The sequence below is a fragment of the Exiguobacterium sp. B2(2022) genome (genome assembly GCF_028823655.1).
Lineage (GTDB): Bacteria > Bacillota > Bacilli > Exiguobacteriales > Exiguobacteriaceae > Exiguobacterium > Exiguobacterium aestuarii_A.
In genome coordinates this window covers 1-25,445 of the sequence record NZ_JAPEHX010000048.1, presented here as the reverse complement: position 1 = coordinate 25,445, position 25,445 = coordinate 1, and the positions used below count along the sequence as shown (strand labels likewise).

General features: G+C 48.7%; 25 protein-coding genes and 1 riboswitch. Of the genes, 7 read left to right on the top strand and 18 right to left on the bottom strand.

Annotated elements, in window-relative coordinates; genetic code table 11:
• Positions 1 to 930, top strand: a 930-nt coding sequence (locus tag ON063_RS10680; RefSeq protein WP_274665120.1) for an IS3 family transposase, incomplete at its 5' end; no start/stop codon positions are given.
• Between the two features lie 71 nt (positions 931 to 1,001).
• Here ON063_RS10680 and ON063_RS10675 read toward each other — a convergent pair.
• Together ON063_RS10675 and ON063_RS10670 are read right to left on the bottom strand one after the other, a co-directional pair.
• The gene (locus ON063_RS10675; protein WP_274665119.1) at positions 1,002 to 3,047 is read right to left on the bottom strand and encodes a heavy metal translocating P-type ATPase; all 2,046 of its coding nucleotides are present in this window, start codon (positions 3,045 to 3,047) and stop codon (positions 1,002 to 1,004) included.
• A 108-nt stretch (positions 3,048 to 3,155) separates the two neighbouring features.
• Positions 3,156 to 3,518 (bottom strand): ArsR/SmtB family transcription factor, encoded by a 363-nt coding sequence (locus ON063_RS10670; RefSeq protein ID WP_214747369.1) that lies wholly within the window; start codon positions 3,516 to 3,518, stop codon positions 3,156 to 3,158.
• Positions 3,519 to 3,670: 152 nt separating this feature from the next.
• Here ON063_RS10670 and yhfH point away from each other — a divergent pair, with 152 nt between their 5' ends.
• A complete protein-coding gene (gene yhfH, locus ON063_RS10665; protein WP_214747372.1) occupies positions 3,671 to 3,829 on the top strand; it encodes a protein YhfH in 159 nt (52 codons plus the stop codon).
• Between the two features lie 36 nt (positions 3,830 to 3,865).
• On the opposite strand, the gene ON063_RS10660 is transcribed toward yhfH, so the two are convergent.
• The 3 genes from ON063_RS10660 to ON063_RS10650 form a co-directional block, all read right to left on the bottom strand.
• A complete protein-coding gene (locus ON063_RS10660) occupies positions 3,866 to 4,207 on the bottom strand; it encodes a fluoride efflux transporter FluC (RefSeq protein ID WP_274665118.1) in 342 nt (113 codons plus the stop codon).
• Positions 4,204 to 4,596: a fluoride efflux transporter CrcB gene (crcB, locus tag ON063_RS10655; protein WP_274665117.1), complete on the bottom strand. Its 393-nt coding sequence runs from the start codon at positions 4,594 to 4,596 to the stop codon at positions 4,204 to 4,206. The genes ON063_RS10660 and crcB overlap by 4 nt, the downstream gene beginning before the upstream one ends.
• Positions 4,597 to 4,678: 82 nt before the next feature.
• Positions 4,679 to 5,881, bottom strand: coding sequence for an ornithine--oxo-acid transaminase (locus ON063_RS10650; RefSeq protein ID WP_074032995.1), 1,203 nt, complete (start codon positions 5,879 to 5,881; stop codon positions 4,679 to 4,681).
• A 155-nt stretch (positions 5,882 to 6,036) separates the two neighbouring features.
• Between ON063_RS10650 and ON063_RS10645 the strand changes: the two genes are divergently transcribed.
• Complete coding sequence (locus tag ON063_RS10645) at positions 6,037 to 8,091, top strand: EAL domain-containing protein (RefSeq protein ID WP_274665116.1); 2,055 nt, start codon at positions 6,037 to 6,039, stop codon at positions 8,089 to 8,091.
• A 17-nt stretch (positions 8,092 to 8,108) separates the two neighbouring features.
• Here ON063_RS10645 and ON063_RS10640 read toward each other — a convergent pair whose 3' ends face one another.
• Positions 8,109 to 9,512 carry a basic amino acid/polyamine antiporter gene (locus ON063_RS10640; RefSeq protein ID WP_274665115.1) on the bottom strand — a complete coding sequence of 468 codons (1,404 nt, stop codon included), beginning with the start codon at positions 9,510 to 9,512 and terminating at the stop codon, positions 8,109 to 8,111.
• Between the two features lie 223 nt (positions 9,513 to 9,735).
• On the opposite strand from ON063_RS10640, the gene ON063_RS10635 reads away from it, so the two are divergent.
• Positions 9,736 to 11,361: a peptide ABC transporter substrate-binding protein gene (locus ON063_RS10635; RefSeq protein WP_274665114.1), complete on the top strand. Its 1,626-nt coding sequence runs from the start codon at positions 9,736 to 9,738 to the stop codon at positions 11,359 to 11,361.
• A 67-nt stretch (positions 11,362 to 11,428) separates the two neighbouring features.
• Entirely contained in the window at positions 11,429 to 11,692 is a 264-nt protein-coding gene (locus ON063_RS10630) for a hypothetical protein (protein WP_274665113.1), read from the top strand.
• A 34-nt stretch (positions 11,693 to 11,726) separates the two neighbouring features.
• On the opposite strand, the gene ON063_RS10625 is transcribed toward ON063_RS10630, so the two are convergent.
• From ON063_RS10625 to ade, 3 genes are all read right to left on the bottom strand, one after another.
• Positions 11,727 to 13,319, bottom strand: a complete 1,593-nt coding sequence (locus tag ON063_RS10625; RefSeq protein ID WP_274665112.1) for a Na+/H+ antiporter NhaC family protein — start codon at positions 13,317 to 13,319, stop codon at positions 11,727 to 11,729.
• 112 nt (positions 13,320 to 13,431) lie between these two features.
• Positions 13,432 to 13,606, bottom strand: a riboswitch (Lysine riboswitch).
• Positions 13,607 to 13,663: 57 nt separating this feature from the next.
• Positions 13,664 to 13,948, bottom strand: a complete 285-nt coding sequence (locus ON063_RS10620) for a hypothetical protein (protein ID WP_015880753.1) — start codon at positions 13,946 to 13,948, stop codon at positions 13,664 to 13,666.
• A 118-nt stretch (positions 13,949 to 14,066) separates the two neighbouring features.
• On the bottom strand, positions 14,067 to 15,776 hold the full coding sequence (ade, locus tag ON063_RS10615; RefSeq protein WP_274665111.1) for an adenine deaminase: 1,710 nt from the start codon (positions 15,774 to 15,776) through the stop codon (positions 14,067 to 14,069).
• 119 nt (positions 15,777 to 15,895) lie between these two features.
• Between ade and ON063_RS10610 the strand changes: the two genes are divergently transcribed.
• Both ON063_RS10610 and ON063_RS10605 read left to right on the top strand, forming a co-directional pair.
• Positions 15,896 to 16,432 carry a gamma carbonic anhydrase family protein gene (locus ON063_RS10610; protein WP_274665110.1) on the top strand — a complete coding sequence of 179 codons (537 nt, stop codon included), beginning with the start codon at positions 15,896 to 15,898 and terminating at the stop codon, positions 16,430 to 16,432.
• Between the two features lie 109 nt (positions 16,433 to 16,541).
• Positions 16,542 to 16,727 (top strand): hypothetical protein, encoded by a 186-nt coding sequence (locus tag ON063_RS10605; RefSeq protein ID WP_074032988.1) that lies wholly within the window; start codon positions 16,542 to 16,544, stop codon positions 16,725 to 16,727.
• Positions 16,728 to 16,884: 157 nt separating this feature from the next.
• On the opposite strand, the gene ON063_RS10600 is transcribed toward ON063_RS10605, so the two are convergent.
• The 9 genes from ON063_RS10600 to ON063_RS10560 all read right to left on the bottom strand — a co-directional run.
• Positions 16,885 to 17,439: a nitroreductase family protein gene (locus ON063_RS10600; RefSeq protein WP_274665109.1), complete on the bottom strand. Its 555-nt coding sequence runs from the start codon at positions 17,437 to 17,439 to the stop codon at positions 16,885 to 16,887.
• A 93-nt stretch (positions 17,440 to 17,532) separates the two neighbouring features.
• Positions 17,533 to 18,825 carry a diaminopimelate decarboxylase gene (lysA, locus tag ON063_RS10595; RefSeq protein ID WP_274665108.1) on the bottom strand — a complete coding sequence of 431 codons (1,293 nt, stop codon included), beginning with the start codon at positions 18,823 to 18,825 and terminating at the stop codon, positions 17,533 to 17,535.
• Positions 18,795 to 19,883 (bottom strand): alanine racemase, encoded by a 1,089-nt coding sequence (gene alr / locus ON063_RS10590; RefSeq protein ID WP_274665107.1) that lies wholly within the window; start codon positions 19,881 to 19,883, stop codon positions 18,795 to 18,797. The genes lysA and alr overlap by 31 nt, the downstream gene beginning before the upstream one ends.
• 14 nt (positions 19,884 to 19,897) lie before the next feature.
• Complete coding sequence (locus ON063_RS10585; protein ID WP_274665106.1) at positions 19,898 to 20,824, bottom strand: branched-chain amino acid transaminase; 927 nt, start codon at positions 20,822 to 20,824, stop codon at positions 19,898 to 19,900.
• Positions 20,825 to 20,873: 49 nt separating this feature from the next.
• Complete coding sequence (gene dapD / locus ON063_RS10580; protein WP_274665105.1) at positions 20,874 to 21,581, bottom strand: 2,3,4,5-tetrahydropyridine-2,6-dicarboxylate N-acetyltransferase; 708 nt, start codon at positions 21,579 to 21,581, stop codon at positions 20,874 to 20,876.
• Positions 21,559 to 22,308, bottom strand: a complete 750-nt coding sequence (gene dapB, locus ON063_RS10575; RefSeq protein ID WP_274665104.1) for a 4-hydroxy-tetrahydrodipicolinate reductase — start codon at positions 22,306 to 22,308, stop codon at positions 21,559 to 21,561. The genes dapD and dapB overlap by 23 nt, the downstream gene beginning before the upstream one ends.
• The gene (dapA, locus tag ON063_RS10570) at positions 22,305 to 23,186 is read right to left on the bottom strand and encodes a 4-hydroxy-tetrahydrodipicolinate synthase (protein ID WP_274665103.1); all 882 of its coding nucleotides are present in this window, start codon (positions 23,184 to 23,186) and stop codon (positions 22,305 to 22,307) included. Before dapA ends, dapB begins: the two co-directional genes overlap by 4 nt.
• A gap of 12 nt (positions 23,187 to 23,198) precedes the next feature.
• On the bottom strand, positions 23,199 to 24,194 hold the full coding sequence (locus ON063_RS10565) for an aspartate-semialdehyde dehydrogenase (RefSeq protein ID WP_274665102.1): 996 nt from the start codon (positions 24,192 to 24,194) through the stop codon (positions 23,199 to 23,201).
• Positions 24,195 to 24,206: 12 nt separating this feature from the next.
• Positions 24,207 to 25,445: aspartate kinase (locus ON063_RS10560; protein ID WP_446719133.1), on the bottom strand; the 1,239-nt coding region annotated here is incomplete at its 5' end.

The following is a 25,445-nucleotide window of genomic DNA, read 5'->3' as shown; positions in this document are numbered from 1 at the left end:
CGAGGGGCGGGCGAAGCGAACCGACTGACACCGACAGAGCGATATCATGTCATCAACACCGTCCTCCGGACGTTCCGTCTGAAGAACCTCGTCCGTCCACTCTGCGAGATCGCTGGTGTGAGCCGAAGCGGCTACTATGCCTGGCTAAAGCGTGCGGAAAAGGACTCCCTACGGGAAGAGCGCGACTACGCGGACTATCTTCTCCTGAAACAGCTCCACGATCGTCGGCACGGGAAGATCGGGTATCGCGGGCTCTATATGGAGGTCCTCGACCTCGTCGGATCACCCATGAACCATAAACGTATCCTTCGGCTGATGCGGAAATACGGGATCGTCACAAAAATCCGCACGAAGAACGCATATCGGAAGCTCGCCAAGGCGACACAGGAGCACAGGACGGTCCCGAATCGTCTGAATCGTCAGTTCGACCAGGACGAGCCAGGCAAGGTTTTCGTGACGGACATCACCTATCTCCCTACTCGAAAGGGACAGAACGTCTATCTCTCTTGTGTGAAGGACGTCGCGACACGTGAAATCGTGGCGCACCATCTGTCGCCGAGCCTTCACATGGACCTCGTCTTTCAGACGACGAGGAAGCTCGAAGAGCACCTCGACGGGAACCTACATCCTGAGGCGATGATTCATTCGGACCAAGGGTTCCACTATACCCATCCCGCCTATCAGTCGCGGATTCGCGGACTGGGGTTGGTCCAATCCATGTCACGTCGTGGGAACTGTCTCGACAACGCACCAATCGAGTCCTTCTTCGGACACCTGAAAGATCATGTCGAGCATCGGTCGGCACTGGACCTCAGCGAGGTTCGTTCGATGGTCGACTCCTACATCGACTATTACAACAGCGAACGCAAACAATGGAACCTAAAAAAGATGACCCCGGAGCAATACCGGAGCCATCTGATCGCCGCATAGAATTCGAGGCACTTTTTATTAAACTGTCCGTAAAACAGGGCTCAGTTCATGATGCTGAAACACTCCTTTTGTCATGATGACGTCATTCGTAATAATCTCGTCGCATTCGCAATAGCAAGCAGTGCCACACCGACGTCCGCGAAGACAGCTTCCCACATCGTAGCAATTCCGAATAACCCGAAAACCAAAACGAGCGCTTTCGTTCCGAACGCAAAGAAAATATTTTGCCAGACGACACGTTTTGTCTGCTTCCCGAGCTTGATAGCTCGGACCACATCGTTCGGGTCGTCATGCATCAAGACAACATCCGCTGCCGTGACCGCTGTATCACTTCCGACTCCCCCCATAACAAGTCCGACATCGGCTCGTGCCAACGCTGCCGCATCGTTCATTCCATCTCCGACAAATGCAACTTTTTGGGAGGCGGTCATCTGTTCAATCGCTTCTACTTTTTCGTGCGGAAGCAATTCGCCTCGCACCTCATCTAGTCCGAGTCGTTCGCCGATTGTTGTAGCGACTTCGCGGCGGTCTCCCGATAACATCACCGTCCGGTATCCGGCTTCCTTCAACGCTTGGATTGCAGGATACGCATCCGGCTTCACCGTATCCATTAATTCGATTCGCCCTAGCCAACGATTGTTTTTCATCACGTGAACACTTGTCCCAATCGAGGTATCCTCAATCGTTTGACCTAAATATCTCATATACCGAGCACTACCCACGTAAATGTGATCATCGCCATCATGGGCATGGAGACCATATCCGGGCTCTTCTTGAATCGATTCGAACGGCTGAACGTCTCCGACTCGATTGACGATGGCTCGCGCGAGCGGATGATTCGATGCTCGTTCGACGCGAGCGGCAAGGTGCAACAATTCTTCAGCGTGCACCCCTTCCGTTGTCACAACGTTCGTCACTTCAAATCGCCCTGTCGTCAACGTTCCTGTCTTATCAAAGACGACAGTGTCCACTTCTGTTAACGTGTCTAAATATTCTCCGCCTTTTACAAGAACACCTTGTTTAGAGCCCGCTCCAATCCCACCGAAATAACCTAAGGGAATCGAAATGACGAGCGCACACGGACAACTGATGACGAGGAAAATGAGTGCACGGTAAACCCACTCTGACAAGTCTCCGACAAATAGCGGCGGAACAAATGCGACGAGTGTCGCCATGACGACAACGAAAGGTGTATAGACTTTCGCCAATCGGGTAATCATCTGTTCTGTCTTCGCCTTTTTCCCGTTCGCCTCTTCTACGAGGGCAATCATCTTTTGGAGGCTCGATTCGGCGGCGAGCTTCGTTGTTCGGATGACGAGTCGTCCCTCCAAATTGATCATCCCCGCCAACACCTCTTCACCCGCTCTCACTTGACGAGGAACCGCCTCACCTGTCAATGAAGCTGTATCGAGTGAACTCGCACCACTGAATACAATCCCATCCATCGGAACGAGTTCTCCGGCACGGACAATCAGGTGTGAACCGACCGCTACATCTTCTGGCAATCGCTCAACTTCTTCCTCACCAATTAGTACACGAGCGAGTGTTGGTCTCATGTTTAACAAAGATTGTATCGACTTCCGCGAAGCGCGCACCGCACGCCCTTGCACGTATTCTCCAAGTTGATAAAACAACATGACCGCTACGGCTTCCGGATATTCGGCAATCGCGAATGCACCGATGGTCGCGATGGTCATTAAGAACTTTTCGTCAAACCATTCCCTGTGCCATACATTTCGGACGGCACCAGAAACGACATCATATCCAGCTAGCCCATACGCTACGATGTAGCCTGGAATGGAATCCATCCAAAGGGCAATCGAAAATATGAGGGCAGCCGCAAGGAATCGCCAAAGGACCGTATCTCGTTGTTCGGTTTGATCTTCCTCTGTTTTGATAAACTTCGCACCCGGCTCGATTCGTTTCATCGTCTGCTCGATTGACTCGAGCATCGCTTTGCGTTCAGAGACATCAATCCATTCAATCATCATTCGACTCGTCGCGAAATCAATTTGACAAGATGCCACTTCTTCGCGTTTCGTGATATCCCGCTCGATTTTCGCAGCACAGTTCGTGCAAGTGATTCCAGACACAGGTAACACGTCTCGGTTTCTCATCTCGTTCCCCCTAACATTCAAACGCTCATTTGAATATATCGTATCGCGAAATGAAATTCATGACAATAGGAAAAAATGACCGAATCCTAAAAGGATCGGTCATTGGATTCAAACATCTTTCTGTTCTTCGCTATGGGCCAGCGCAATTTCAACAAGCTGCCTGACATGTTCGTCGTCTAATGAATAATACACGACTTTCCCCTCTTTTCGATATTTCACTAGTCCTTGTTCGAGTAACGTCCGTAAATGATGGGATGCGGTCGCATTTGAATGACCGATGACGGCGGCAACATCACAAACGCAAAGTTCATGTTCGAGCGTCAGGACATACAGTACTTTCAAACGAGTCGGGTCAGCGAACGCTTTAAACAACCGACTGACACGCGGGGCATCCAATTGTGCCAAGGCAGTTTGTAGCGTCGGTACGTCTTCTGATTGGATCCCAATCGTCTCACATTGGGGCACTTTCATATTTCTCACCTCGTCTTTTATGTGTATATAGTGTAGCAAAAATTCGTCGATATATCTGTTATATATTATAGTTGACTTTTATACTTCTGTTATAATACAATCATAACAACAATCTAAACTGTCAGACAATTTACCGAAGGAGGCATTTTCATATGAATGAATGGGCGAGCCGACTCGAATCATCTGTCGAGTTTTATCAAAAATTACCGGATAAGACATGTCAGGAATGCGGGAACCATATGGACGAACAGTGCGAGTCATACGAAACGACATGTGCTTCATGCACAGAAAAGCTTCAACACGCAGAATAAACACAACACCCCTTCGATTGAAGGGGTGTTGTGTTATTACATCGACCAACCGATGTAAGCCGCAATAAGTCCGAACAGATAGGTCGCAAGCAAATAGAGGCCGAATCGAACCCAGTCTTTTGTCGCAAACCGCATCAATTCCAGTTTTAAAGTCGAGAACGTCGTAAACGATCCAAAAAATCCGATGCCTAAAAAGAGGATGAGCGATTGGTAATCGGTGTGCGCGTACAAGTACCCGAGACCAAATGACCCTGTCACGTTGACGAACAACGTCGCCCAAGGAAAAGTTGAATCAAACCACTTTTTCATGACCTGACCGATTGCGAAGCGGAGAATCGAACCGATAAAGGCGCCAGCTGCAATCCAGATAAGCGTCATTTCACTTCACCTCTTGTCGACGTTTTTGTTCCGATGCGATAACCGAACCAGGAACTCCATAAACCGAGCGTGATGCTGAGGAATATATATGTAACAGCGAGAAGTACATGATCATGTTCAACTAATTGAATCGTTTCTACACTAAACGTGGAAAACGTGGTAAATGATCCAATCATTCCGGTTCCGATAATCGTGACGATTTGAGGAGAAGGTTTTCCCCTTTGAAGGAATCGATGCGTCAGCCATCCTAACAGAAAGCTTCCAATTAAGTTGATGAGGAGTGTCGCGACTGGAAACGGGCTCGTTCCGAAAGAAGCGACTAGTAATCCAAGTCCGTACCTTGCCAACGCTCCAACTGCACCTGCTAACCCAACGTATACGTACAGCATCTCATGCCCTCCTCCACGAAAAAGACACCTGCAACATGCAGGTGTCCATTCAACTGAGGCTATTATACCAAGCTGTCGCTATTTACGAAATAGCTGCCGGAGCAAGAACTGCTTCGATTGCTTCAAACGCTTGGTCGAGCTCTTCTTTCGTGATGACGAGAGGTGGCGCCAATCGAATGACTGTCTCATGCGTTTCTTTGCAGAGGAGTCCACGTTCTTTGAGTGCTTCACAATATGGACGAGCTGCTTCCGTCAATTCGATGCCGATGAATAATCCACGTCCACGGACGTCGCGAATCATCGGATTATCGATTGATTTCAAACGTTCCATGAAATACGTCCCTAGCTCTAGTGAGCGTTCGACAAGTTTCTCTTCTTCCAACACTTCGAGCGCTGCGACTGAGACCGCGGAAGCGAGTGGGTTTCCGCCGAACGTCGAGCCGTGTGAACCTGGATTAAATACGGAGAGAATCTCTTGATCCGCGGCAACGCATGAAATCGGGAAGACACCGCCTCCGAGTGCTTTTCCGAGAATGTACATATCCGGTGTGACATCTTCCCACTCGATGGCAAACCATTTTCCTGAACGACCAAGACCAGACTGAATCTCATCAGCGACGAACAGGACGTTGTGTTGTTGACAGAGTTCAGATGCACGTTTCAAGTAGCCTTCTGGTGGAATGATAATTCCTGCCTCACCTTGAATCGGTTCCACGATAAACGCTGCTGTATTCTCTGTGATTGCCGCTTCAAACGCATCGATATCGCCATATGGTACGACTTTGAATCCTGGTAATAATGGTCCGAACCCACGTTGGTACTCTGCTTCAGTCGACATCGACACAGCAGCCATCGTACGTCCATGGAAGTTTCCGGTGCAGACGATAATTTCGGCCTGACCTGGAATCCCTTTTACTTCATACGCCCAACGACGGGCTGTTTTTACCGCTGTCTCTACGGCTTCTGCGCCCGTGTTCATCGGCAACACCATTTGTTTTTTTGTAAGCGTTACCACTTTGTCGTAAAAGCGTCCGAGTTGATCGTTGTAGAAGGCACGTGACGTCAACGTAATCTTATCTGCCTGATCTTTGAGCGCTTGAATGATTTTCGGATGGCAGTGTCCCTGGTTGACTGCAGAGTATGCACTTAACATATCCATGTAGCGATTCCCCTCAGGATCGGTTACCCAAATCCCTTTCGCCTCCGAAATAACAATCGGCAGTGGATGATAGTTGTGTGCCCCGAATTTTTCTGTCAGCTCAATCACATCATGTGTTTTTGACATATTGCTTCCCCCTTATTCAAAACTATCTTACCCTTTCAGTATATGATGTCCGTCTTTCTTTTGACAATGACGAACTTAAGCATTCCTTGAATTGGCAAAATCAGGTACACTGACATTAGAATATGCATTTAGCATGACAGATTGGAGGAAATGATGTGGCTTCATTGCGTGATTTATCGGTAGACCAATTCATCGATGCTTTATCTGTACCGTGTTGTTTTATTTCTCAAGATGGTACGGTTCTGTTATGGAATACACATGCCGAAGTATTGTTCGGCTGGGAACGTGAAGAAGTCCTCCATCAACCACTTCCTGTCGTTCGGCAGTTGGGACATGCTTTAAGAACATGGACACCGCTCCTCCTTCAATATCCGTTTTCGACGACGGCGATGACGCCGTTCCAACATAAAGATGGGTCCGTCATCTATGCGACCGCATACTTGCAATCTTTTTCGCTCGAAGGCATTTATGGCTATTTCCTCGCTTTCCTGCCAAAAGGGTTTGGCCCGCTCATCAGTACAGAGCAATTCAATTTGCTCCATCATTTTCAAGAAATGATCAAGCAATCGACCCATTACTTGGCGACGAACGCAAAAGGTGAAATCGTTGATATTAATCCATCCTTGTGTCATCTGCTCGATGCAACGGAACAACAATTAATCGGGAAGAACTGGTTCGAGCTCATTCATGATGCTAGCGATCAAGATGGGATTTCACGTGATGTCTTAACGTCCTTGGCGACGAACCGCATCTGGAACGGGGAAATGCCGATTTCATGCAAAGAGCACGATGATGAGCCTTGTTGGCTTAATTTGACCGTCGTGCCGATTGTCAGTGAAAAAAATGATATGATTCAGTATACAGCGTTCGGATTCGATGTTTCAGAAAAGAAACGCCTCGAAAAAGAAGTTCGATTCTTAGCCTACCAAAACGAGTTAACTGGACTCTACAATAAAAAAGGCTTCTTACGTCAATACGATTTAATCCTTCAACAAAGCGATGAGCGAGAAGGACTTCTCCACATCGCTTTATTCGATATCGATCGTTTCAAGATCATCAACGAATCGTTCGGATCTCGTGTCGGGAATGAGCTCCTCGTCCAAATCAAGGAACGTGCACTTCACCTCATTCCAGAATCCGCTTTATTGTTCCATCCGACGGGCGGACTGTTCGGCGTCATGTTCTTTGAAGAGTCAAAAGAAGAAGTGTTTCAATCACTCCGCCATCTGCAACACGAGTTGCAACGACCATTCCGAATCTACCATCACTCGATCATGGTCTCCATTTCGGTCGGTTGTGTGTTTTATCCGTCTTCTGCGAGTTCACTCGAGGAACTGTATACGCGTGCTGAAAGTGCCCTCTTCAAAGGAAAACAGATTGGAGTTGGTACGATTCAATTCGTGACAAAAGATATGGATGCCGCTTTCTCAAGACAAATTCATATTGAAAAAGCCTTATATCGCGCGCTAGAAGAAAAACACTTTTATCTCGAGTATCAGCCAAAATATGAGCTGGCGACAGACCATCTCATTGGCTTTGAAGCGCTCCTTCGTTGGCATCACGAAGAATTGGGACAAATCCCTCCTTCCGAGTTCATTCCACTCGCAGAGGAAATGGCGCTCATCGTTCCAATCAACAACTGGGTCATTTTAGAGGCGACAAAACAATTGAAGACATGGAAGGCTGAATTTGACCAGCCTCTCTCGATGGCGATCAATATTTCACCAAACCAGTTCCGAAGCGACAGTTTCTTGAATACGCTTCGAAACATCAAGCAACAACTCCAACTCGACACATCAGATGTCATTTTAGAAATTACAGAAAGCTTGGTCATGCAACAAACCGACGAAATCATTGAACGCATGGAGCAGATTAAGCGACTGAATTACCGCCTGTCGATTGACGATTTTGGAACGGGCTTCTCGTCCTTGCAATATTTAAAGTCATTCCCCGTCGATGAGCTTAAGATTGATAAAGTATTTCTCGACGACTGGATGACATCTAAATCTCACTTGCTTGACGTCATCGTCCATCTCGGAAAGAGCTTGAATCTTCATGTTGTGGCCGAAGGGGTCGAAGACGAAGAGATGCTTCAGCATTTAAAGTCTACCGCGTGTGATTCATTCCAAGGTTACCTGTATGCAAGACCTGCTTCTCCAGAGGCAATCGAACAATTACTCCGATCATCAAAAAACTCACCGAACGCATGAAGCGTCGGTGAGTTTTCTTATAATGCAATCGATGATGTCCAAAGACCATATACGCCATACGTGGCACACAACAAAATAATGACGGCGATGATTGACTGCGCGCGTGTTAAGAATGGGCGTCCTTGTTCCCGCTCTGCTAACAGAAAGACAAATACACCAGGTGCGTAAAGAATCATCGCAATCAGGACGTATTCGATTCCCGATGCATACAGTAGCCATGTGGCGTATAACGAAGCGATGGCAGAGATGACCATCATCCGTAACGATGCCGTCCGCTTCGCTTCCATCCATCCATAAAGTGCCGAGAATAGATATGGAACGAGTGCTGCGATCCCGGCGATACTCGACAAGACAAGATACGTCTGCTCCGAGAACAATGCAACAGCTGTGACGACTTGCGTAAACATTTGTGTGATCAATAATGCGTTCACTGGCGTATCGTTTGCGTTCAATCGATTGAACACTTTCGGGAAGACACCGTCTCGACTAGCGACATATGAAATTTCGGTCGCTAAAATCGTCCATCCGAGCAATGCCCCTGTCAATGAGATGAGCAGTCCGATATTGATCAATGTCGCCCCGAACGGTCCAACGACTGCTTCTAACACATATGCCATCGACGGTTCTGGTAACGCTGCGAGTTGTTCTTGCGTCATGACACCGAACGAGAAAATCGAAATCATCATATAGATCAACAATGTGCCAATCAAACCGATCACTGTCGCTCGACCTACATCTTTTTTCTGACGCGCGCGCGAGGACAAGACGACTGCCCCTTCAATACCGACGAACGCCCATAATGTCACGAGCATCGTAGACTTCACTTGAGGGAAAACATTTGCCCAAACAAATCCCGACTCGCCCCAAAAGTCGACCCGGAACGTATCAATCTGAAACGCGAAGAGAATGAGCACGATGAACAAAAAAATCGGAACGAGCTTCGCAATCGTCGTGACGATGTTCAACAGTGCCGCCTCCCGCATTCCACGGGAAATGAGCCAAAATAATCCCCACACCAAAATTGCACTGACGAACAAACGGAACAATCGATGTTCTGCCGAGAATACAGGGAAAAAGTATGCCAACGTGCTAAAAATCAAGGTGATGTTTGCCACTGTCCCAATCCATGCTGACATCCAGTAACCCCATCCACTGTTAAATCCGACAAATTTACCGAACCCTTCCCGTGCATAGGCGTAAATGCCACCTTCTAATTCAGGACGCGTGTCCGCTAAAAACTGAAAGACAAAGGCAAGCATGATCATCCCGATCCCCGTAATTCCCCATCCGATTAAAACAGGTCCTACGCCTGCCCCTTGTGCCATAGCACCTGGGAGATTAAAGGCACCTCCACCAATCATTGTCCCGACGACCATGGCCGCGAGACCGAAAAAGCCGATTCCGGCTGAATGTTGTTTCAAATTAACGCCTCCACCAATCTATAATCTTATCGAATAACTATACAAAAATACTGTATAATCATTCGTTGATTTTTCTATTCTACTTCCTAAAAGGATTGAAGGATAGACATTCTAAATAAGTTTATATTTTCGAATAATTTGAAAAATTCCATTGCATATTCATCCCAGATGTAGTTTAATTACAACATATTCTAAATTATCAGAATTTTCGGGAGGTTGTATAATGCGTAACAAAAAATGGCTAGCTTTATCGGGGGTCGCATTATTAGCGACGGCAGCTTGTAGTACAGGAGATGACTCATCAAGTTCGGAGGATTCATCTTCAGGCGATGCTAAAAAAGAAATCACGATGGTATCGGCGACAGATTTGCCACAGCTCGATCCAACACTTACGACGGACTCGACATCGATTATCGTGACGAACAACGTGTTCGAAGGGTTATATCGTCTAGACGAGAACAACCAACCGACACCAGGGATCGCTGAAGATGTCGAAGTATCAGAAGATGGTCTTACATACACATTTAAACTACGTGACGCGAACTGGTCAGACGGTTCTCCAATTACAGCTGAAGACTTTGTATACTCTTGGAAACGTGCGCTCAACCCAGAAACAGGTGCAGAGTATGCGTATATCCTTCAAGACTTAAAAAATGCAAATAAAATTCTTGCAGGCGAAGCGTCTCTTGACGATCTCGGTGCGAAAGCAATCGACGAGAAGACACTTGAAGTTCAATTGGAAGCACCAGCACCATATTTCTTAGGATTAACTGGTTTCCCGACCTACATGCCACAAAAACAAGAGTTTGTTGAAGAACAGGGCGAAGAATTCGCGACTTCTGTCGACAAGACGCTCTATAACGGTCCTTATGTGTTAAGCGAATGGCAAGACAATGCAGGATGGGTTTATAAGAAAAACCCAGAGTATTGGGATGCTGAAAACGTGAAGATGGATACGATCAACGTCAAAGTCGTAAAAGACGTATCGACGGGTGTCAACTTGTTCGAGTCAGGCGAAGCGGACTACACGCTTCTCTCATCTGAATTCGTTCCACAATTTGAAGACAGCGATGAATTTAAGACGCGTGCCGATGCACGGATCAACTTCCTTCGTTTCAACCAAAAGAACGAGGCGCTTCAAAACGTCAACATTCGTGAGGCACTTGCCAAAGGATTTGATAAACAAAGTGTAACGGATGTCATCTTGACGGACGGTTCACAGCCAGCGAACTTCATCGTGGCAAAAGACTTCACATTCACAGAAGACGGCGCTGATTTCCGTGAGAAGCATCCAGACCTCCTCAGCTACAATGTTGATGAAGCGAAAGCCGCTTGGGAGAAAGGTCTTGAAGAGCTAGGAGTCGAAACAATCGAGCTCGAGTTCCTCTCACGTGACGAAGAAGCGTTCAAGAAAGTCAACGAGTTCATCAAAGGTGAACTCGAAAAGAACTTGCCTGGTTTAACGCTTAACATCAAACAACAACCGTTCAAAAACTTCCTTGACCTCGAAGGAAAAGGTGAGTATGACGTTTCTGCTGCTGGTTGGGGCCCTGACTATCAGGATCCAATGACATACCTCGACATGTGGGTCACAGACGGACCATTCAACCGTATGGAGTACTCAAACGACGAGTATGATCAGTTGATCCAATCAGCGAAGAAAGAAGCCGATCAGATGAAGCGTTGGGAAACGATGCAAGAAGCTGAACGTATCCTTCTTGAAGAAGACTTCGCAATCGCTCCGATTTACCAAAAAGGTGAAGCATACTTAGAGCGTTCAAACATCGAAAACATGTATCGTCACCCGTTCGGTGCCGATGCGAGCTTCAAGTGGCTTGACGTCAAATAATGAGATAACATCCTTGATACCTATACGGATCAAGGATGTTTTTCTGTGGTGAAGGGGATTTTTACTTATGAAGAGTTGGACGCTATGGCTCACCCTATTGGCTACCGCAATCAGCATCCTCAATATTACTGGATTGGATGACAAGAACATCTTATTGTTTTTATCTTCGCCTCCATTCTGGTTGCTTGAGACACCCTGGTTTTCCTCACACATCATCCATCCGACCTCCCTGCCTCAGTCAGCACTTTACATCATGACAGTCTCCTTCTGGTTCATTCTCGGTAGACTGTTCGACCGCCTCATTTATGTAGTGACAATCACAAAAAAATGACTTCCATCAAATCGATGGAAGTCATTTTCATCTATTAAGCCTCACGCTGTGCGCGAATGTCAGCAGGTACTTTTCCACGTTTTGAAATCACTTGCGCGATTCCCACTAGTACCACAAACGTGATCAATGCCGCGAAGAACCCAATCCAAATCGATGCTGTGATTCCAAGTACCAAGTATCCGATTGCTGAGACGATTGCTGCAAGGATTGCATATGGTAATTGCGTCACCACGTGATCGATATGGTGTGAGCCAGCTCCTGTCGAACTGAGGATCGTTGTATCCGAGATTGGCGAACAGTGGTCACCGAACACTGCACCGGCCAACACAGCAGCGAGTGATGCGAGAAGAAGCTCTGGTTCGACTGCCATGATCAAGTCTGCCCCGATCGGAAGCATCAAACCAAACGTTCCCCAGCTCGTCCCTGTCGAGAATGCCATGATTCCAGCAATCAAGAAGAGAAGAAGTGGCAAGTACGAAGCGGCAATCGTATCCGTGACGAAGCTCGCCAAGTATTCACCTGTCTTCATATCACTGATGACTGCAATGATTGTCCAAGCAAACAAGAGGATGAGGACGGCTGGCCACATCGCACGGACGCCTTCCCATGCCGCTTTTCCATAGTCACGCGCCGGGATTTTACGACCGACAAGAAGAAGGAGTGCGACAATCAAGCTGATGACGACACCTGCGACGAGTGAACGCGTCACATCTGTCGATTCGAACGCCCCAATCAATGAGAAGTTCTGGCCGTCTGCAGCCAATGCTTGTCCACCTGTATAGAGCATGGCCGAAACAGTCGCAATGATGAGTGTGATGATTGGAACGATCAAGTCGCGAACTTTCCCACCTTCGTGTTCATGCAAATCTTCGCTCATTCCCATTGGCTTCCCTTTTGCTGAATCATACAATTCACCTTGTAGGGCACGCAGTTCATGCGTACGCATCGGTCCGATGGCAAGTCCAGTAAAGGCCACATACGCTGTCAACAAGAGTGCGAAGACGGCATAGAAGTTCATCGGAATGATTTGAATGAACGCAGAGAATGATGAGTAGCTATCAATCGAATATTTTGTCAAAATTCCAGCGATGATGGCGATGATGTACGCGCCCCAACTTGAAAGCGGGCTGATGACACAGACAGGTGCTGCTGTTGAGTCAATCGTGTACGCAAGTTTCGCGCGTGAGATGTTTTTACGGTCTGTGAGTGGACGACTGATGTTCCCGACCGCCAAACTGTTAAAATAGTCATCGATAAAGATCAAAATACCAAGACCAAACGATACGAGACGCGCACCGCGTGCCGTCTTGACGTTCGCAGCAGCCCATTCACCGAATGCGCGTGCGCCACCCGACGTTTGAATGATTGACGACAAAATACCGAGAAGGAGCAAGAACGCAATCAACAAGACATTCCATTCGTTAATGGCTCCATCCGACCAGAATAGAGCAATAATGTTCGACCACAAGTATTGAATCGAATCGAGCGGATTAAAGCTGTGCAGGAGAAGTACCCCTGCGATAATCCCGACACCGAGTGATGGGATGACCTTTCTTGTAGTGATTGCCATAATAATTGCGAGTAATGCCGGTACGAGTGAAAGTACCGAAGTTGAATAATCTACCATGCTGAATTCCTCCTTTTTTATTAGGATGAGGCCCCCCTATGCTTAAAAAAACGCAAAGCGAGGGCATCGGCAACAAAGCCGACACCCTCGCTGGATGTTCCGTCTTTCTTAGCCGACTTGGAGCGCTCCATACGTAAATATGTATGGCAGTCCGACGGGTGTTTCCCGTCAGCCCAGCACAACCCCACGGACATGGTGTTGCACTTCGGCGATCCTGCCTTTTTGTAGTCCTCATCGTTGTCATCCTCCGACTACTTACTCATCAGCATCGCACCTCTACCTCATCGATAGCACGAATATTCATTTAAAGTTACGTCTAAATTATCACAAGTTGACGTCACATATCAATAGTTTTTTTCATCACGAATGATTCGCTTCAATACAGCAAGCGCTTCTTGGTCATTCGTCTCTACTGCTTTAAAGAAATCGTTGAAGAAGTGGTATAACACGAATCGGTCAGCGTGAGACTTCGTCTGTTCTTTAATCGTAGAAAAGATGAGTCGCCGTAAACGGCGTTTCGTCTGCGTTTCTTCTGGCAGTTCTTCGCATCGGTCCTTGAAAGCACGATATACAGAATTGATCAATTCCTCATGTTCATCATACGACCGATTGTAAGCAACTTGTTCCATCTGTAATATCCCCCCTTTCAATTTTGACCCGATGAAACTTGTCGTAACTATACCAACTTCCTGTCAGTCATTCAATCGTTATCGACCGTTCTTAACAAAAATCATACGTTAGACCGAGTCAATCGTTGATGAATGAGAAAGTGGTCACGTCGAACAATCCCATGTCGGTCAATTTCAAATCCGGAATGACCGGTAAGGCAAGGAATGACATCGTCAAGTATGGGTTAAAGTGACGGTGTGCACCGACAACGTCGAGCGCATCATTTAACTGTTCGAGAATATCTGCCACTTCACGGTAAGGACGTTTCGTCATGAGACCACCGATTTCAAGCGGCAACACGGCGAGCACCTCACCTTCCGATACGGCAACGACCCCTCCACCTACTTTTTCAAGCGTTCTCGCTGCGAGTAACATATCCTCTGGGCTGACTCCAGCGATGACCAAGTTGTGGCTGTCATGGGCTACAGTAGCTGCAAGTGCACCTCGTTTTAACCCGAATCCGGTGACAGGAGCTAGCGCCATGTGACCTGTCCCATGATGACGTTCGATGACGGCGAGCGTGGCGATATCCTGCGATAAATCTGCCCCTGATGCATCCGGTTGGAACGAAAGACGTTGTCGTTTCGTCAACAAGCTGTTCGGAAGCACTTGAATGACATCCACTTCCTCGTCGCTCGGAGCAATTCGAAACGAGTCGGCTGTCAATTCAGGTAATTCGAGTTCACCTTTCATCGGCTTCGGTACTTCAATCCCATCAGCGTCAAATGTCGCATTCCCCGCTTCGGCGACGAGCGTACCGTTGACGTACACCTGCTCGATTTTTACCGATTCGACGTCTGACAAGATGACGAAGTTTGCTTTCTTCCCAGGTGCGATGGCCCCGATTTCTTTTAACCCATAAGCTTCTGCAGCGTGTAAACTCGCCATCGCATAGGCCGTTTCTGGCTTAACGCCTTGCTTGATTGCCGTACGAATGTTGTAGTCAATCCCACCTTCTGCGACCAAGTCATCCAAATGCTTATCGTCTGTACAGAAGAGGAAACGATGGGCATTGCTTTCTGTCACGGCCAAACTGACCTTCTCCACATTTCGTGCAACGGAACCTTCTCGAATTTGAACGTAGAATCCACGTCGTACCCGTTCAATCGCCTCTTCTGCAGTCGTACATTCATGGTCCGTCATGATTCCTGCTGAGCGATATACATTCAATTGATCAGGATTGAGACCCGAAGCATGGCCATCCACGACTTTGCCCGCTTGTTCCGTCTGCACAATCTTTTGAAGCATATCCTCGCTTCCTGCTTCGACCGATGGATAGTCCATGACCTCACCTAATCCATGTACACCAGGGTCTCCTAAAAACGGTGCCAAGTCTTCTGCGTATAACTTTGCACCTGCATGTTCGAATGGTGTCGCCGGCACACAGCTCGGTAACATCATGCGGACGTCAAGCGGTAGCCCTTTTGCATCCGCTAACATATATTCAATCCCAAGCGCCCCGTTCACGTTCGCAATCTCATGCGGGTCCGCAATGACCGTCGTGACCCCGAGTGGCAAGACCGCTTTCGCAAACTCATGAGGTGGGACCATCGACGACTCGATATGGACGTGCGAATCGATAAAGGACGGGGCAAGCGTCCAAGTCGGGTCATGATATTCGACCTCTCCATCGTATCCTTCCCCAATTGCCACGATATACCCGGCATCGATGGCGACGTCCGTACGAATCGTCTCACGACTGTACACGTCAATCACAGCGACGTCTTTAAAGACGACGGCCGCTTTCTTTTTCTTTGCGGCGATGTCAATCAAATGTTGTTTCTCCATCTTTTGATCTCCTTATTCAACGTATTTTAACTATCTTACCAAGAATATTCTTTTCGTTGCAATTTCTTTTTCAAGTTGTGCGACAATGATAGCATATCGATCTGAAAGGGGTTACAACGATGCAATACAAACTAGGAGAACTGACACCACACGTCGATTCGACGACTTATCTTGCACCAGGATCACATGTCATTGGCGATGTGACAATCGGGGCACACTCAGGAGTATGGTTCAACACCGTCATCCGTGGAGACGAGGGTCCAATCCGAATCGGTTCTTATGTCAATATTCAGGATGGTTCGATGATCCATCAATATGAGGGTTCACCGACCATTATCCATGACCGTGTCTCGATTGGTCATATGGCGATGATTCACGGGTGTGAGATTGAAGAGGATTGCTTGATCGGGATGCACGCTACCGTGCTCGATGGTGCAAAAATCGGGAAAGGGTCATTCGTGGCTGCGGGTGCGCTTGTGACACCGAATATGCAAGTCCCTGAAGGGGTGATGGTGATGGGCGTACCAGCAAAAGTCGTCCGTCCTCTGAACGACGAAGACCGCTTCATCATGGAGAGAACGGTTAAGAAGTATGCGAAACGTGCTGAGCAGTACCAACAGTCGTGCGTACCCGTAAGCGAAACACACAGTTTGTGAAAGCGTTTACAAGATTCATAAAATGTTAACGTTTCTCTCGAATTTTCTACACAGTTCCTTTGTATACTAATAGTGTAGCCAAGCTGACGTATGGAAAGGAGCCCACTCTATGTATCCGAACCACGATCGACTCATGTTAGATTTGTATGCCTCATCGATTAACCCAAGTTATGGCCTTCATATCGATGATTCTTTCGATGACACACTCCATGGTGCACATCGTGAGGTTTGGGAACGTATGCATTTGGATAATAGTAGAGAAGAAGATTCTAAAAATGGAGGAACGGCTGGATGATTCCAACACCTGTGATTCAAGATTGGCTCGCAACTAAATTAAAACGATAACGGATTCATATAGACGACGAGCGAAGGGTTCTCCCTTCGCTCGTTTTTTATTCAAAAATGGTCAAGTGTGCATCAATCGGCTGTCAAGTTCTCCCTTCGCTCGTTTTTTATTCAAAAATGGTCAAGTGTGCATCAATCGGCTGTCGTGCTTTCGGTGCAGGGATATCTGCTGTGTCATATTTCCCAATTTGCAGAAGACCGATAAACGTCTCCCCTTCCGCTCCAATCATTTCTTTCAAACGCGCATCGTCAAAAAGTCCGCCCGTACGCCAGACCATTCCGATCTCACGTTCACTGAATAAGAGTTGAACATTTTGAATAAATGTCGCCGTCGCGAGCAACGCGTCACGATTTCCTTTTTCCGTCTCAAATCGCTTTGCCGTCACATACATACACGTTGCTGCATTCAAGATGCGTCCTGTCACTTTTTCACGTTGTCCTTCTGACGCCTCCGAGAAGGCTGGCTCGAGCGCATCGAGTAACACTTGTTTGCCATCCCCGTTGAACACATACACGTTCCATGGCTCGACTTTATTATGAAACGGTGCCTGGTGTGCCGATTGCAACACCTCATATAGCACCATCGTATCAATCGGTTCTTCTTTGAACATCCGAACGGTGCGTCTTTCTTCAATTAACTGTTGTGCTGCTGTCTTTGTCATGACCGTCACTTCCCCTTTTTTTCTCTTCTCTATCATAATTGAAAAACGTTCTCATTTCAAAATCAAAAAAAGACTACAGATTGCTCTGTAGCTTTAAATCGATTGACCAATGACCTCGCACGCCACCAAGTCTTCAAACGTTTGGCGACGTACGACGAGGCGATGATGCCCATCCTTGACGAATACAACGGCAGGACGAAGCATTTGGTTATAGTTACTCGCCATCGAGAAGTTATACGCTCCCGTTGCTTTGACGAGTAGCAAATCACCCGGTGTGACAGGAGGGATCAAAGAGCGGTTCGAGATGATGTCTCCCGACTCGCAACACGCTCCGACAATTTTTGCCTCGAGCGTCTTCTCTTCATTCATCCGAGTCGCTGCCACGACTTCATATTCTGCGTCATATAGCGCCGGACGAATGTTATCTGTCATCCCACCATCGACGGACACAAACGTGCGTACGCCACTCACTTCTTTGACGGTTCCCACCTCATAAAGCGTGGCGCCTGCATTGGCGACGAGCCAACGACCAGGTTCAATCCCGATTTTCGGAAGTGGCAATTCACGTGCCTCGACTTCCTCGACCAACGTCTCCATCACACGCTCCATCGTTTGTGCGAAGTCGAGACGCTCGTCTTCATCCAAGTAAGCGACACCGAAGCCACCACCAATGTTTAACACATCCGTCGTATAGCCGGTCTCTTGACGAATCGTATCCATGAAGCGCACCATCGTCTTCACCGTGTTGATGAAGAGGGTCGGATCTTGAATTTGAGAACCGACGTGACAGTGAATGCCCTTCAACTGTAAATGTTCCGCTTCCAACGTCGCACGAACGGCATCCAAATACGTATCGTCATGCGTCGGAAAACCGAATTTTGTATCAACCCCACCCGTTTGAATCGCCGCATGGGCACCTCCAACGACTTGAGGCACGATGCGGAGAAGAACATCGACTTCACGATTATATTCAGCCGCAAGTCCTGACAAGATGCTGATTTCACGCATGTTGTCGATGGTAAAGTGTGTAATCCCCTGTTCGAGTGCGAACGTGATATCCAAAATCGTTTTGTTCGACCCGTGGACGTGAATGCGCTCTGCCGGTACACCGGCATGCAGTGCCACGTACATCTCACCCCTTGAGACGACGTCGACACTTAAACCTGCCGCCATTACTTTTTCATACACGGCCGCAATCGATAACGCTTTTGACGCGTATAACGCATACGTGTTCGGATACTTGTCTAGGAACGCATCCTGGACAATCCCGAGGCGACGCTCTAGTTCTGGCTCACTCATGATGTATAAAGGTGTCCCGTACGTCGCTTGAAGTTCACGGACGGACACACCTTCGATCAAACATTCTGATTGATTGGTGGTGTACATACAATTCCTCCTTCAAAGCGATGGGGGACACGCCATGAACGAGCACAGAGCTGTTCTGAATTGTTGGCGTAACCAACACGTGTCACGTCATCGATTTTCGTTTCTACCCCATACAGTGTGACCCGATCGCCGATTTGTACGTCGTCGTCCACTTTGATGAAGCTATGACTCATAAAGATATTGCTGACGAACGGATAGGCTTTCCCTTCAATATGAACAGGCAAGTGACGTCTCGCTCGCATTAACCCATCTCCGTATCCGACAGGAAGAACGGCAATTCGCTCCTTCGTTTCGGCTGTGTATCCCGTCCCATATCCGACATGAGCCCCCGCTTCGATGTCATGGACCGCGACCACTTCCGTCTCCCAATAGAAAGCGGGAACCAACCATTCAACGGGTTCGACCGATGAATAGCCATATAAGAAAATTCCGACACGCACATGTGTGCAATGATGCAAGCGCGCGTCATCTTGAAGCGTGGCTGCACTATTTGCCGCATGGATCAATTCAAACGTATGACGTTCCATCAAACGCGTCGACCAGTCGGCAAAACGTTCGACTTGCACGCTATGCTCGACTTCCGCGTTATCTGCATCCGCAAGCGGGAAGTGCGTACATAATCCGACGAGGTCCAATCCTTCATTTTGACAGAAGGCGACGATTTGTAGCGCTTCTTCAAACGTTTTGGCACCGAATCGGTTCATCCCGACATCCAGTTTTAAGTGTAGGCGAACCCCATCGAGATGCTCTCGCTGTGAGACGAGCCATTCATATGACCCGATGGCGACATCAAAGTCATGGGCATGGACGTGTTGCCACGTATAGACCGGATTCATGACGAGGACTCGAGCCGCTTCTGCATGCGTTCGAACTTCGATCGCTTCTTCGATTGTTGTCACCATGAAGTGACGGACCCCTTCATCATACAAAGTCGTCACAACTGGCTCCATCCCTAGGTTATAGGCGTTGTTTTTCACGACCGCAAACACGGGGCGCCCTAGCGCTTCAATCCGACGTTTGTTCTCGCGAATCGCATTCAAGTCAATTGTGACTCCCATCGTTCAAAACTCCTTTACTCTTTGACTGCTGATTTTACAAACGTAACCCAATCACGGTGTTCCGGAAGTTGTCCTGTCACGGCCTCACGATAGCGTGTCAACATTTCTGTCGCGACCGACTGGACGCCGCCACCGATTGAGATGTGATCGACCTCGATGACGCTCGTCACCTCGGCTGCCGTTCCCGTCAAGAAGATCTCATCGGCTACATATAACTCATCGCGCCCGATGTGACGTTCCACGACTTCGTAACCTGCTTCACGCGCAAGTTGCATGACCGTCTGACGTGTGATGCCATCGAGTACGGAGCAATCGAGCGACGGTGTCGTGATTGTCTTCCCTTTGACGAGGAAGATGTTCGCGACGCTCGCCTCACTGACGTTTCCGTTCATATCGAGGGCGATCGCTTCATCAAATCCGTCACGAAGCGCTTCTCCTTTTAACAACTGTGAGTTCATATAGTTTGATGCGGCTTTCGCTTGCATCGGCATCATCGTAGAAGATACGCGGCGATACGAGGCCACTTTCGCCCGAATCCCGACTGTTTTGCTGAAATATTCGCCGAGCGGCCAACACGAGATGGCAACATGTACCTTCGTCTCTGCTGTCGGCATAAGTGCTTGCCAAGGTGTCCCGAGGAAGACGAACGGGCGGATATAACATGCTTCAAATCCGTTTCGTTCAATCAATTCCATCGTTGCTTGTTCGAGTTCGTCTACCGTGTAAGGTAGCGTGACGTGGTAGTATGCACACGAGCGAACGAGTCGCTCCAAGTGTTCACGTAAGCGGAAGATGGCTGGGCCTTCTTCCGTGTGATACGCGCGAATCCCTTCAAAAAACCCGCTTCCGTAGTGAATCGCGTGTGTCATGATACTCGTGTTTGCGTCAGTCGGCTCAATCCAAGCCCCGTCTTTCCACATCCATTGTCCATACTGTTCCATAATGCAACTCTCCCATTCCTCATTGTTTATATTTTCTGTCTATTATACGTTAGAGAGAGCGTAAGTCATCAACAAGTTGCGTTTTTTCAGAAGTTTTTTCATCTTTTTGCTTGATGACTCGTGCCGGTGTACCCGCGACGACCACACCTGGAGGCACATCTTGCGTGACGACACTTCCAGCTGCGACTACCGCATTTTCACCGACGCGAACGCCTTCCAAGATGACCGCGTTCGCTCCAATCATGACACCGTCCTCGATGATGACCGGATCTTTTGAAGGTGGCTCAAGGACACCGGCGACCACGGCACCCGCGCCAAGGTGAACGTTTTTCCCGAGCGTTCCGCGCGCTCCGATGACGGCGTTCATGTCGACCATCGAACCATCTCCGATGACCGCTCCGATGTTGACGACAGCCCCCATCATGACGACAGCGTTGTTTCCGATTTGAACGTGGTCACGGATAAACGAACCTGGTTCAATTCGTGCATTGAGTTGTGTCGTATCGAGCATTGGAACGGCACTGTTGCGACGATCATATTCAAGGTGTGAATCGGTGATGACAGATGCGTTCGCTTCTAAGAAAGCTGCTGCGCGCTCCGCCGTCGTCAAGAACAGTTTCGACTCGTCTGTACCGAATGCTTTCGCTTTTTCGATTTCAAGACCTGCCAATTGGCCGTTTACGTAAAGTTTTACTGGTGTTTCCTTTTTAGCATCTTTAATATATTGTGCGATTTCATAAGCGTTTGTGAGTAACATGAGTAGCCTCCTCGTATAAGTTCGATAGATTATAAAGTCCTGCGGGGCGATCGATGATCGTTGCTGCTGCAGCAAGGGCCCCATTTGCAAAGACGCGTTTCGATAGCGCGGTATGTTTCAATTCAATCATTTCATCATCTCCTGCGAAGAGCACCGTATGCTCCCCGAAGATTGTGCCGCCGCGAATCGAGTGCATGCCCAACTCTTCGGCGCCACGCGCTTCCCGGCGTGATGTTCGTTCGTAAATCGGTGTCACCTCTCGCTTCGCTTTGATGGCGCGGGCCAACAGCTCCGCCGTGCCGCTTGGCGCGTCCACTTTCTTTCGGTGGTGCGCCTCGATGACCTCGATATCATAGCCGAGCGTGAGCGGAACGAGTTGATCGAGTAACTGCTTCAACAAAGCAATCCCATACGATGTGTTATACGACTGAAAAATCGGGATGTCTGATGATGCTTCTTCGATATCCGCAAGTTCCTCAGGTGTGAATCCTGTCGTCGCGATGACGAGCGGGATCTTGCGTGACCTCCCGAATGCGAGCAAGCCAGGAAGTAATGCCGGATTTGAAAAATCAATGACGACATCGACTTGTGCATCCACCTCGTCTAATGATGCCAGGTGCTCGTCACTTCCCGGTGATACGATTGCCGAGACGTTCACGCCTTGCGCGTTGGCGACTTCTTCGACGATTCGTCCCATCGCACCGAACCCGTGGATGAGTACATTCATTGTCTCACCTCGTTAAACTGCTCCATCGCCGATAGCAATTTCGCTTCGGCCGTCGCGCTCATCGGGACGAGCGGAAGACGTGGCGCACCAAATTCAAATCCTCTCGCTTGAAGAGCAGCCTTCACAGGAATCGGATTCACTTCTGCGAAAAGTTCGTCGATCACGGGGAGGAGGCGTAATTGCCATGTGCGCGCCGTCTGAAGATCACCTGCTAAAAGTGCTTCTGCCAAGGCGACGGTCGCACCCGGGTAAACGTTCGATAACACTGAAACGACACCTTGAGCGCCCCACGCCATATATGGCAAGATCTGATCGTCATTTCCGCAATAAACGGTGAATCCTTCCGGAAGGTGAGCCATCATCTGTGCCATGACCGAGATATCTCCACTCGCTTCTTTTAAGGCCGTGATGCGCGGATGTTCTGCGAGCTCCCCGACCGTTTCAGGTGCTAAGGCGACGCCAGTCCGTGACGGGACGTTGTAGAGCATGAGCGGAATCGGTGATGCATCTGCAATCGCTGTAAAGTGAGCGAGGAGCCCAGCTTGTGTCGACTTGTTATAGTACGGGGTAACGACCATCGCCATTTCCGCTCCAAGTTCTGCGGCGCGCTTCGTTTTTTCGATACTGACAGCCGTATTGTTTGATCCCGTTCCCGCGATGATCACCGCTCGACCGTTCGCGACCTCTACTGCTCGAACGAGCAAAGTCTCGAATTCCTCATTCGTCAGTGTCATCCCTTCGCCGGTCGTTCCACCGATGACGAGTCCACTTACTCCCTCTTGAATTTGGTCTTCAATCAACGCCGTCCATGCCTCCAAGTTTAACTGCCCATCTTTTTGAAATGGTGTCGCTAGTGCTGTCGCAACTCCTGTGAACATGTCATCTCCTCCTTATTTTGTCGCTGTTTGACTGATCATGCATTGTGCGATTTGTACCGCATTTGCCGCTGCCCCTTTTCGAACGTTATCCGCGACACACCACAAATGGAATGTATTCGGCTGTGAGTCATCCCGGCGGATTCGACCGACATACACCTCATCGGTCCCGTTTGCATCAAGTGGCGTCGGATATGACAGTTCGGCCGGGTTGTCCATGATCACGACCCCTGGCGCATCTGCGAGTACGGCTTTGACTTCTGCGACTGTCGCATCCCGTTCGAGCGTCAACGTGATGGATACCGCATGGCTGTTTCGTACTGGCACTCGGACACAAGTGGCTGTTACGCCGAGATTCGGCGCGTTCAAAATTTTACGCGTCTCTTCAATCATTTTTTGTTCTTCTTTCGTATAGCCATTTTCTAAGAACACGTCGATGTGCGGCAACACGTTATCATAAATCGGATACGGATAATTCGTCGGATCCTCACCGCGAGCACCGCGTTCGAGGTCATCAATCCCTTTTTGACCCGAACCGGATACGGCTTGATAAGACGTATAGGCGACTCGCGTCAATCCATATACTTCCGATAGCGGCGCGAGCGCGACGACTGATTGAATCGTTGAACAGTTCGGGTTCGCAATGAGTGTCTTCTCCGGGCTGAGTTCGACTCGATTCACTTCCGGTACGATGAGCGGAATTCCTTCTTGCATTCGGAATGCGCTTGAGTTGTCGATGACGATGACCCCTTGTTCACTTAAGCGTGGCGCATACTGTTCGCTGATACTTCCACCGGCAGAGAACAGGGCGATATCGATTGGATCGGCATAGATTGAATCGTTCAATTCACGAATCACGACCGATTGTCCGTTCACCTCGACCGTCTTCCCAGCCGAACGGGCCGAAGCGTATAGTCTCAGTTCACTGATTGGAAATTCGTATTCGGTTAGGACCTCAATCATTTTTTGTCCGACGGCGCCCGTTGCGCCGACGACAGCTACGTTATACATCGTGCTACCCCCTTATAAGTTGAAGCGAGCCGCAATGGCTGCGACTGCCGCTTCCACGTCTTGTTCTTGAATCGTGTAGGAAATGCTAATCTCAGATGTCGTGACTTGATAGAACGGAATCCCCATCTCGCGGAACGTCGCGAAGAGTTCTGATGCGACGCCTGTCGCGTCTCGCATGCCGATTCCGACGACCGAAATTTTTGCGTGTTCCGTATGGCGATCGATTTTGATTTGTGGCAAGGTCGCTGTTAATTCTGCGAGTGCCTCTTCTAAGAACGCCTCTTCGTCGAGTGGACATGTGAACGAAAGGAACACTTCGCCATCGAACGCCGTCTGTGAAATCATATCGATATTGACGTGACGTTCAGACAATCGTTCAAAGATGTCCGCGACTCCGGCTGCCGTGTGCGGGATGTGTTTAATTGAGACACTGAGTACGTTTTTGACGACACTCACACTCGTGACTGCTTTCTGTTCCATTGCTTGCGTCGTATCCATGATCCATGTTCCTCCTTCGCTCGAGAGCGTCTTTCCAACAAAAATATTCACGTCATACTTTTTCGCGAGCTCGACGCTTCGCATTTCCATGACTTTAGAGCCGAGTGCACTCATCTCCATCATTTCATCATAAGAGACCGTGTCGAGGCGCTTCGCCGTCGGATGAATCCGCGGGTCCGTCGTATACACCCCAGCCACATCCGTATAAATTTCACAACGTTGACTGAGGACGGCCGCAAGTGCGACTGCTGTCGTATCCGAACCGCCACGCCCGAGTGTCGTAACGTCTCCCGCTTCATTCACACCTTGGAAACCAGCGACAATCAAAACGTCATGTTGACGCAACTTCTCATGTAATACTTCTTTACGAATCGCTTTGATTTTGCTCTTCGTATGGATGCCCATCGTATCAATCCCGGCTTGTTGTCCGGTGAGTGAAATGGCAGGTACCCCTCGCGAGTTCAAGGCGATGCTGAGTAGACTGATCGTCTGTTCTTCCCCGACGGCGAGTAGCCGATCGAGTTCACGAATCATCGGGCGCTCCGTGATTTGTTTAGCGAGCGACAGGAGCGAGTCCGTCGTCTTGCCCATTGCTGATACGACGACGACCAATTTTTCACCGGTCGCCACACGTGTTTGTAAATAGTCTGAAATGGCTTGTATTTGTTCGATTGTGGCAACAGAGCTGCCTCCAAATTTCAGTACGGTTGTCATCAAGTTCCCCACTTTCAAGATGTCCACCAACAGAAAAAG

Excerpts from the sequence above, each read along its gene's own strand:
- ON063_RS10675 (WP_274665119.1), bottom strand. The coding sequence starts at position 3,047 with ATGAGAAACCGAGACGTGTTACCTGTGTCTGGAATCACTTGCACGAAC.
- ON063_RS10670 (WP_214747369.1), bottom strand. The coding sequence starts at position 3,518 with ATGAAAGTGCCCCAATGTGAGACGATTGGGATCCAATCAGAAGACGTA.
- yhfH (WP_214747372.1), top strand. The coding sequence starts at position 3,671 with ATGAATGAATGGGCGAGCCGACTCGAATCATCTGTCGAGTTTTATCAA.
- ON063_RS10660 (WP_274665118.1), bottom strand. The coding sequence starts at position 4,207 with ATGACGCTTATCTGGATTGCAGCTGGCGCCTTTATCGGTTCGATTCTC.
- crcB (WP_274665117.1), bottom strand. The coding sequence starts at position 4,596 with ATGCTGTACGTATACGTTGGGTTAGCAGGTGCAGTTGGAGCGTTGGCA.
- ON063_RS10650 (WP_074032995.1), bottom strand. The coding sequence starts at position 5,881 with ATGTCAAAAACACATGATGTGATTGAGCTGACAGAAAAATTCGGGGCA.
- ON063_RS10635 (WP_274665114.1), top strand. The coding sequence starts at position 9,736 with ATGCGTAACAAAAAATGGCTAGCTTTATCGGGGGTCGCATTATTAGCG.
- ON063_RS10630 (WP_274665113.1), top strand. The coding sequence starts at position 11,429 with ATGAAGAGTTGGACGCTATGGCTCACCCTATTGGCTACCGCAATCAGC.
- ON063_RS10625 (WP_274665112.1), bottom strand. The coding sequence starts at position 13,319 with ATGGTAGATTATTCAACTTCGGTACTTTCACTCGTACCGGCATTACTC.
- ON063_RS10620 (WP_015880753.1), bottom strand. The coding sequence starts at position 13,948 with ATGGAACAAGTTGCTTACAATCGGTCGTATGATGAACATGAGGAATTG.
- ade (WP_274665111.1), bottom strand. The coding sequence starts at position 15,776 with ATGGAGAAACAACATTTGATTGACATCGCCGCAAAGAAAAAGAAAGCG.
- ON063_RS10610 (WP_274665110.1), top strand. The coding sequence starts at position 15,896 with ATGCAATACAAACTAGGAGAACTGACACCACACGTCGATTCGACGACT.
- ON063_RS10605 (WP_074032988.1), top strand. The coding sequence starts at position 16,542 with ATGTATCCGAACCACGATCGACTCATGTTAGATTTGTATGCCTCATCG.
- ON063_RS10600 (WP_274665109.1), bottom strand. The coding sequence starts at position 17,439 with ATGACAAAGACAGCAGCACAACAGTTAATTGAAGAAAGACGCACCGTT.
- lysA (WP_274665108.1), bottom strand. The coding sequence starts at position 18,825 with ATGTACACCACCAATCAATCAGAATGTTTGATCGAAGGTGTGTCCGTC.
- alr (WP_274665107.1), bottom strand. The coding sequence starts at position 19,883 with ATGGGAGTCACAATTGACTTGAATGCGATTCGCGAGAACAAACGTCGG.
- ON063_RS10585 (WP_274665106.1), bottom strand. The coding sequence starts at position 20,824 with ATGGAACAGTATGGACAATGGATGTGGAAAGACGGGGCTTGGATTGAG.
- dapD (WP_274665105.1), bottom strand. The coding sequence starts at position 21,581 with ATGTTACTCACAAACGCTTATGAAATCGCACAATATATTAAAGATGCT.
- dapB (WP_274665104.1), bottom strand. The coding sequence starts at position 22,308 with ATGAATGTACTCATCCACGGGTTCGGTGCGATGGGACGAATCGTCGAA.
- dapA (WP_274665103.1), bottom strand. The coding sequence starts at position 23,186 with ATGTTCACAGGAGTTGCGACAGCACTAGCGACACCATTTCAAAAAGAT.
- ON063_RS10565 (WP_274665102.1), bottom strand. The coding sequence starts at position 24,194 with ATGTATAACGTAGCTGTCGTCGGCGCAACGGGCGCCGTCGGACAAAAA.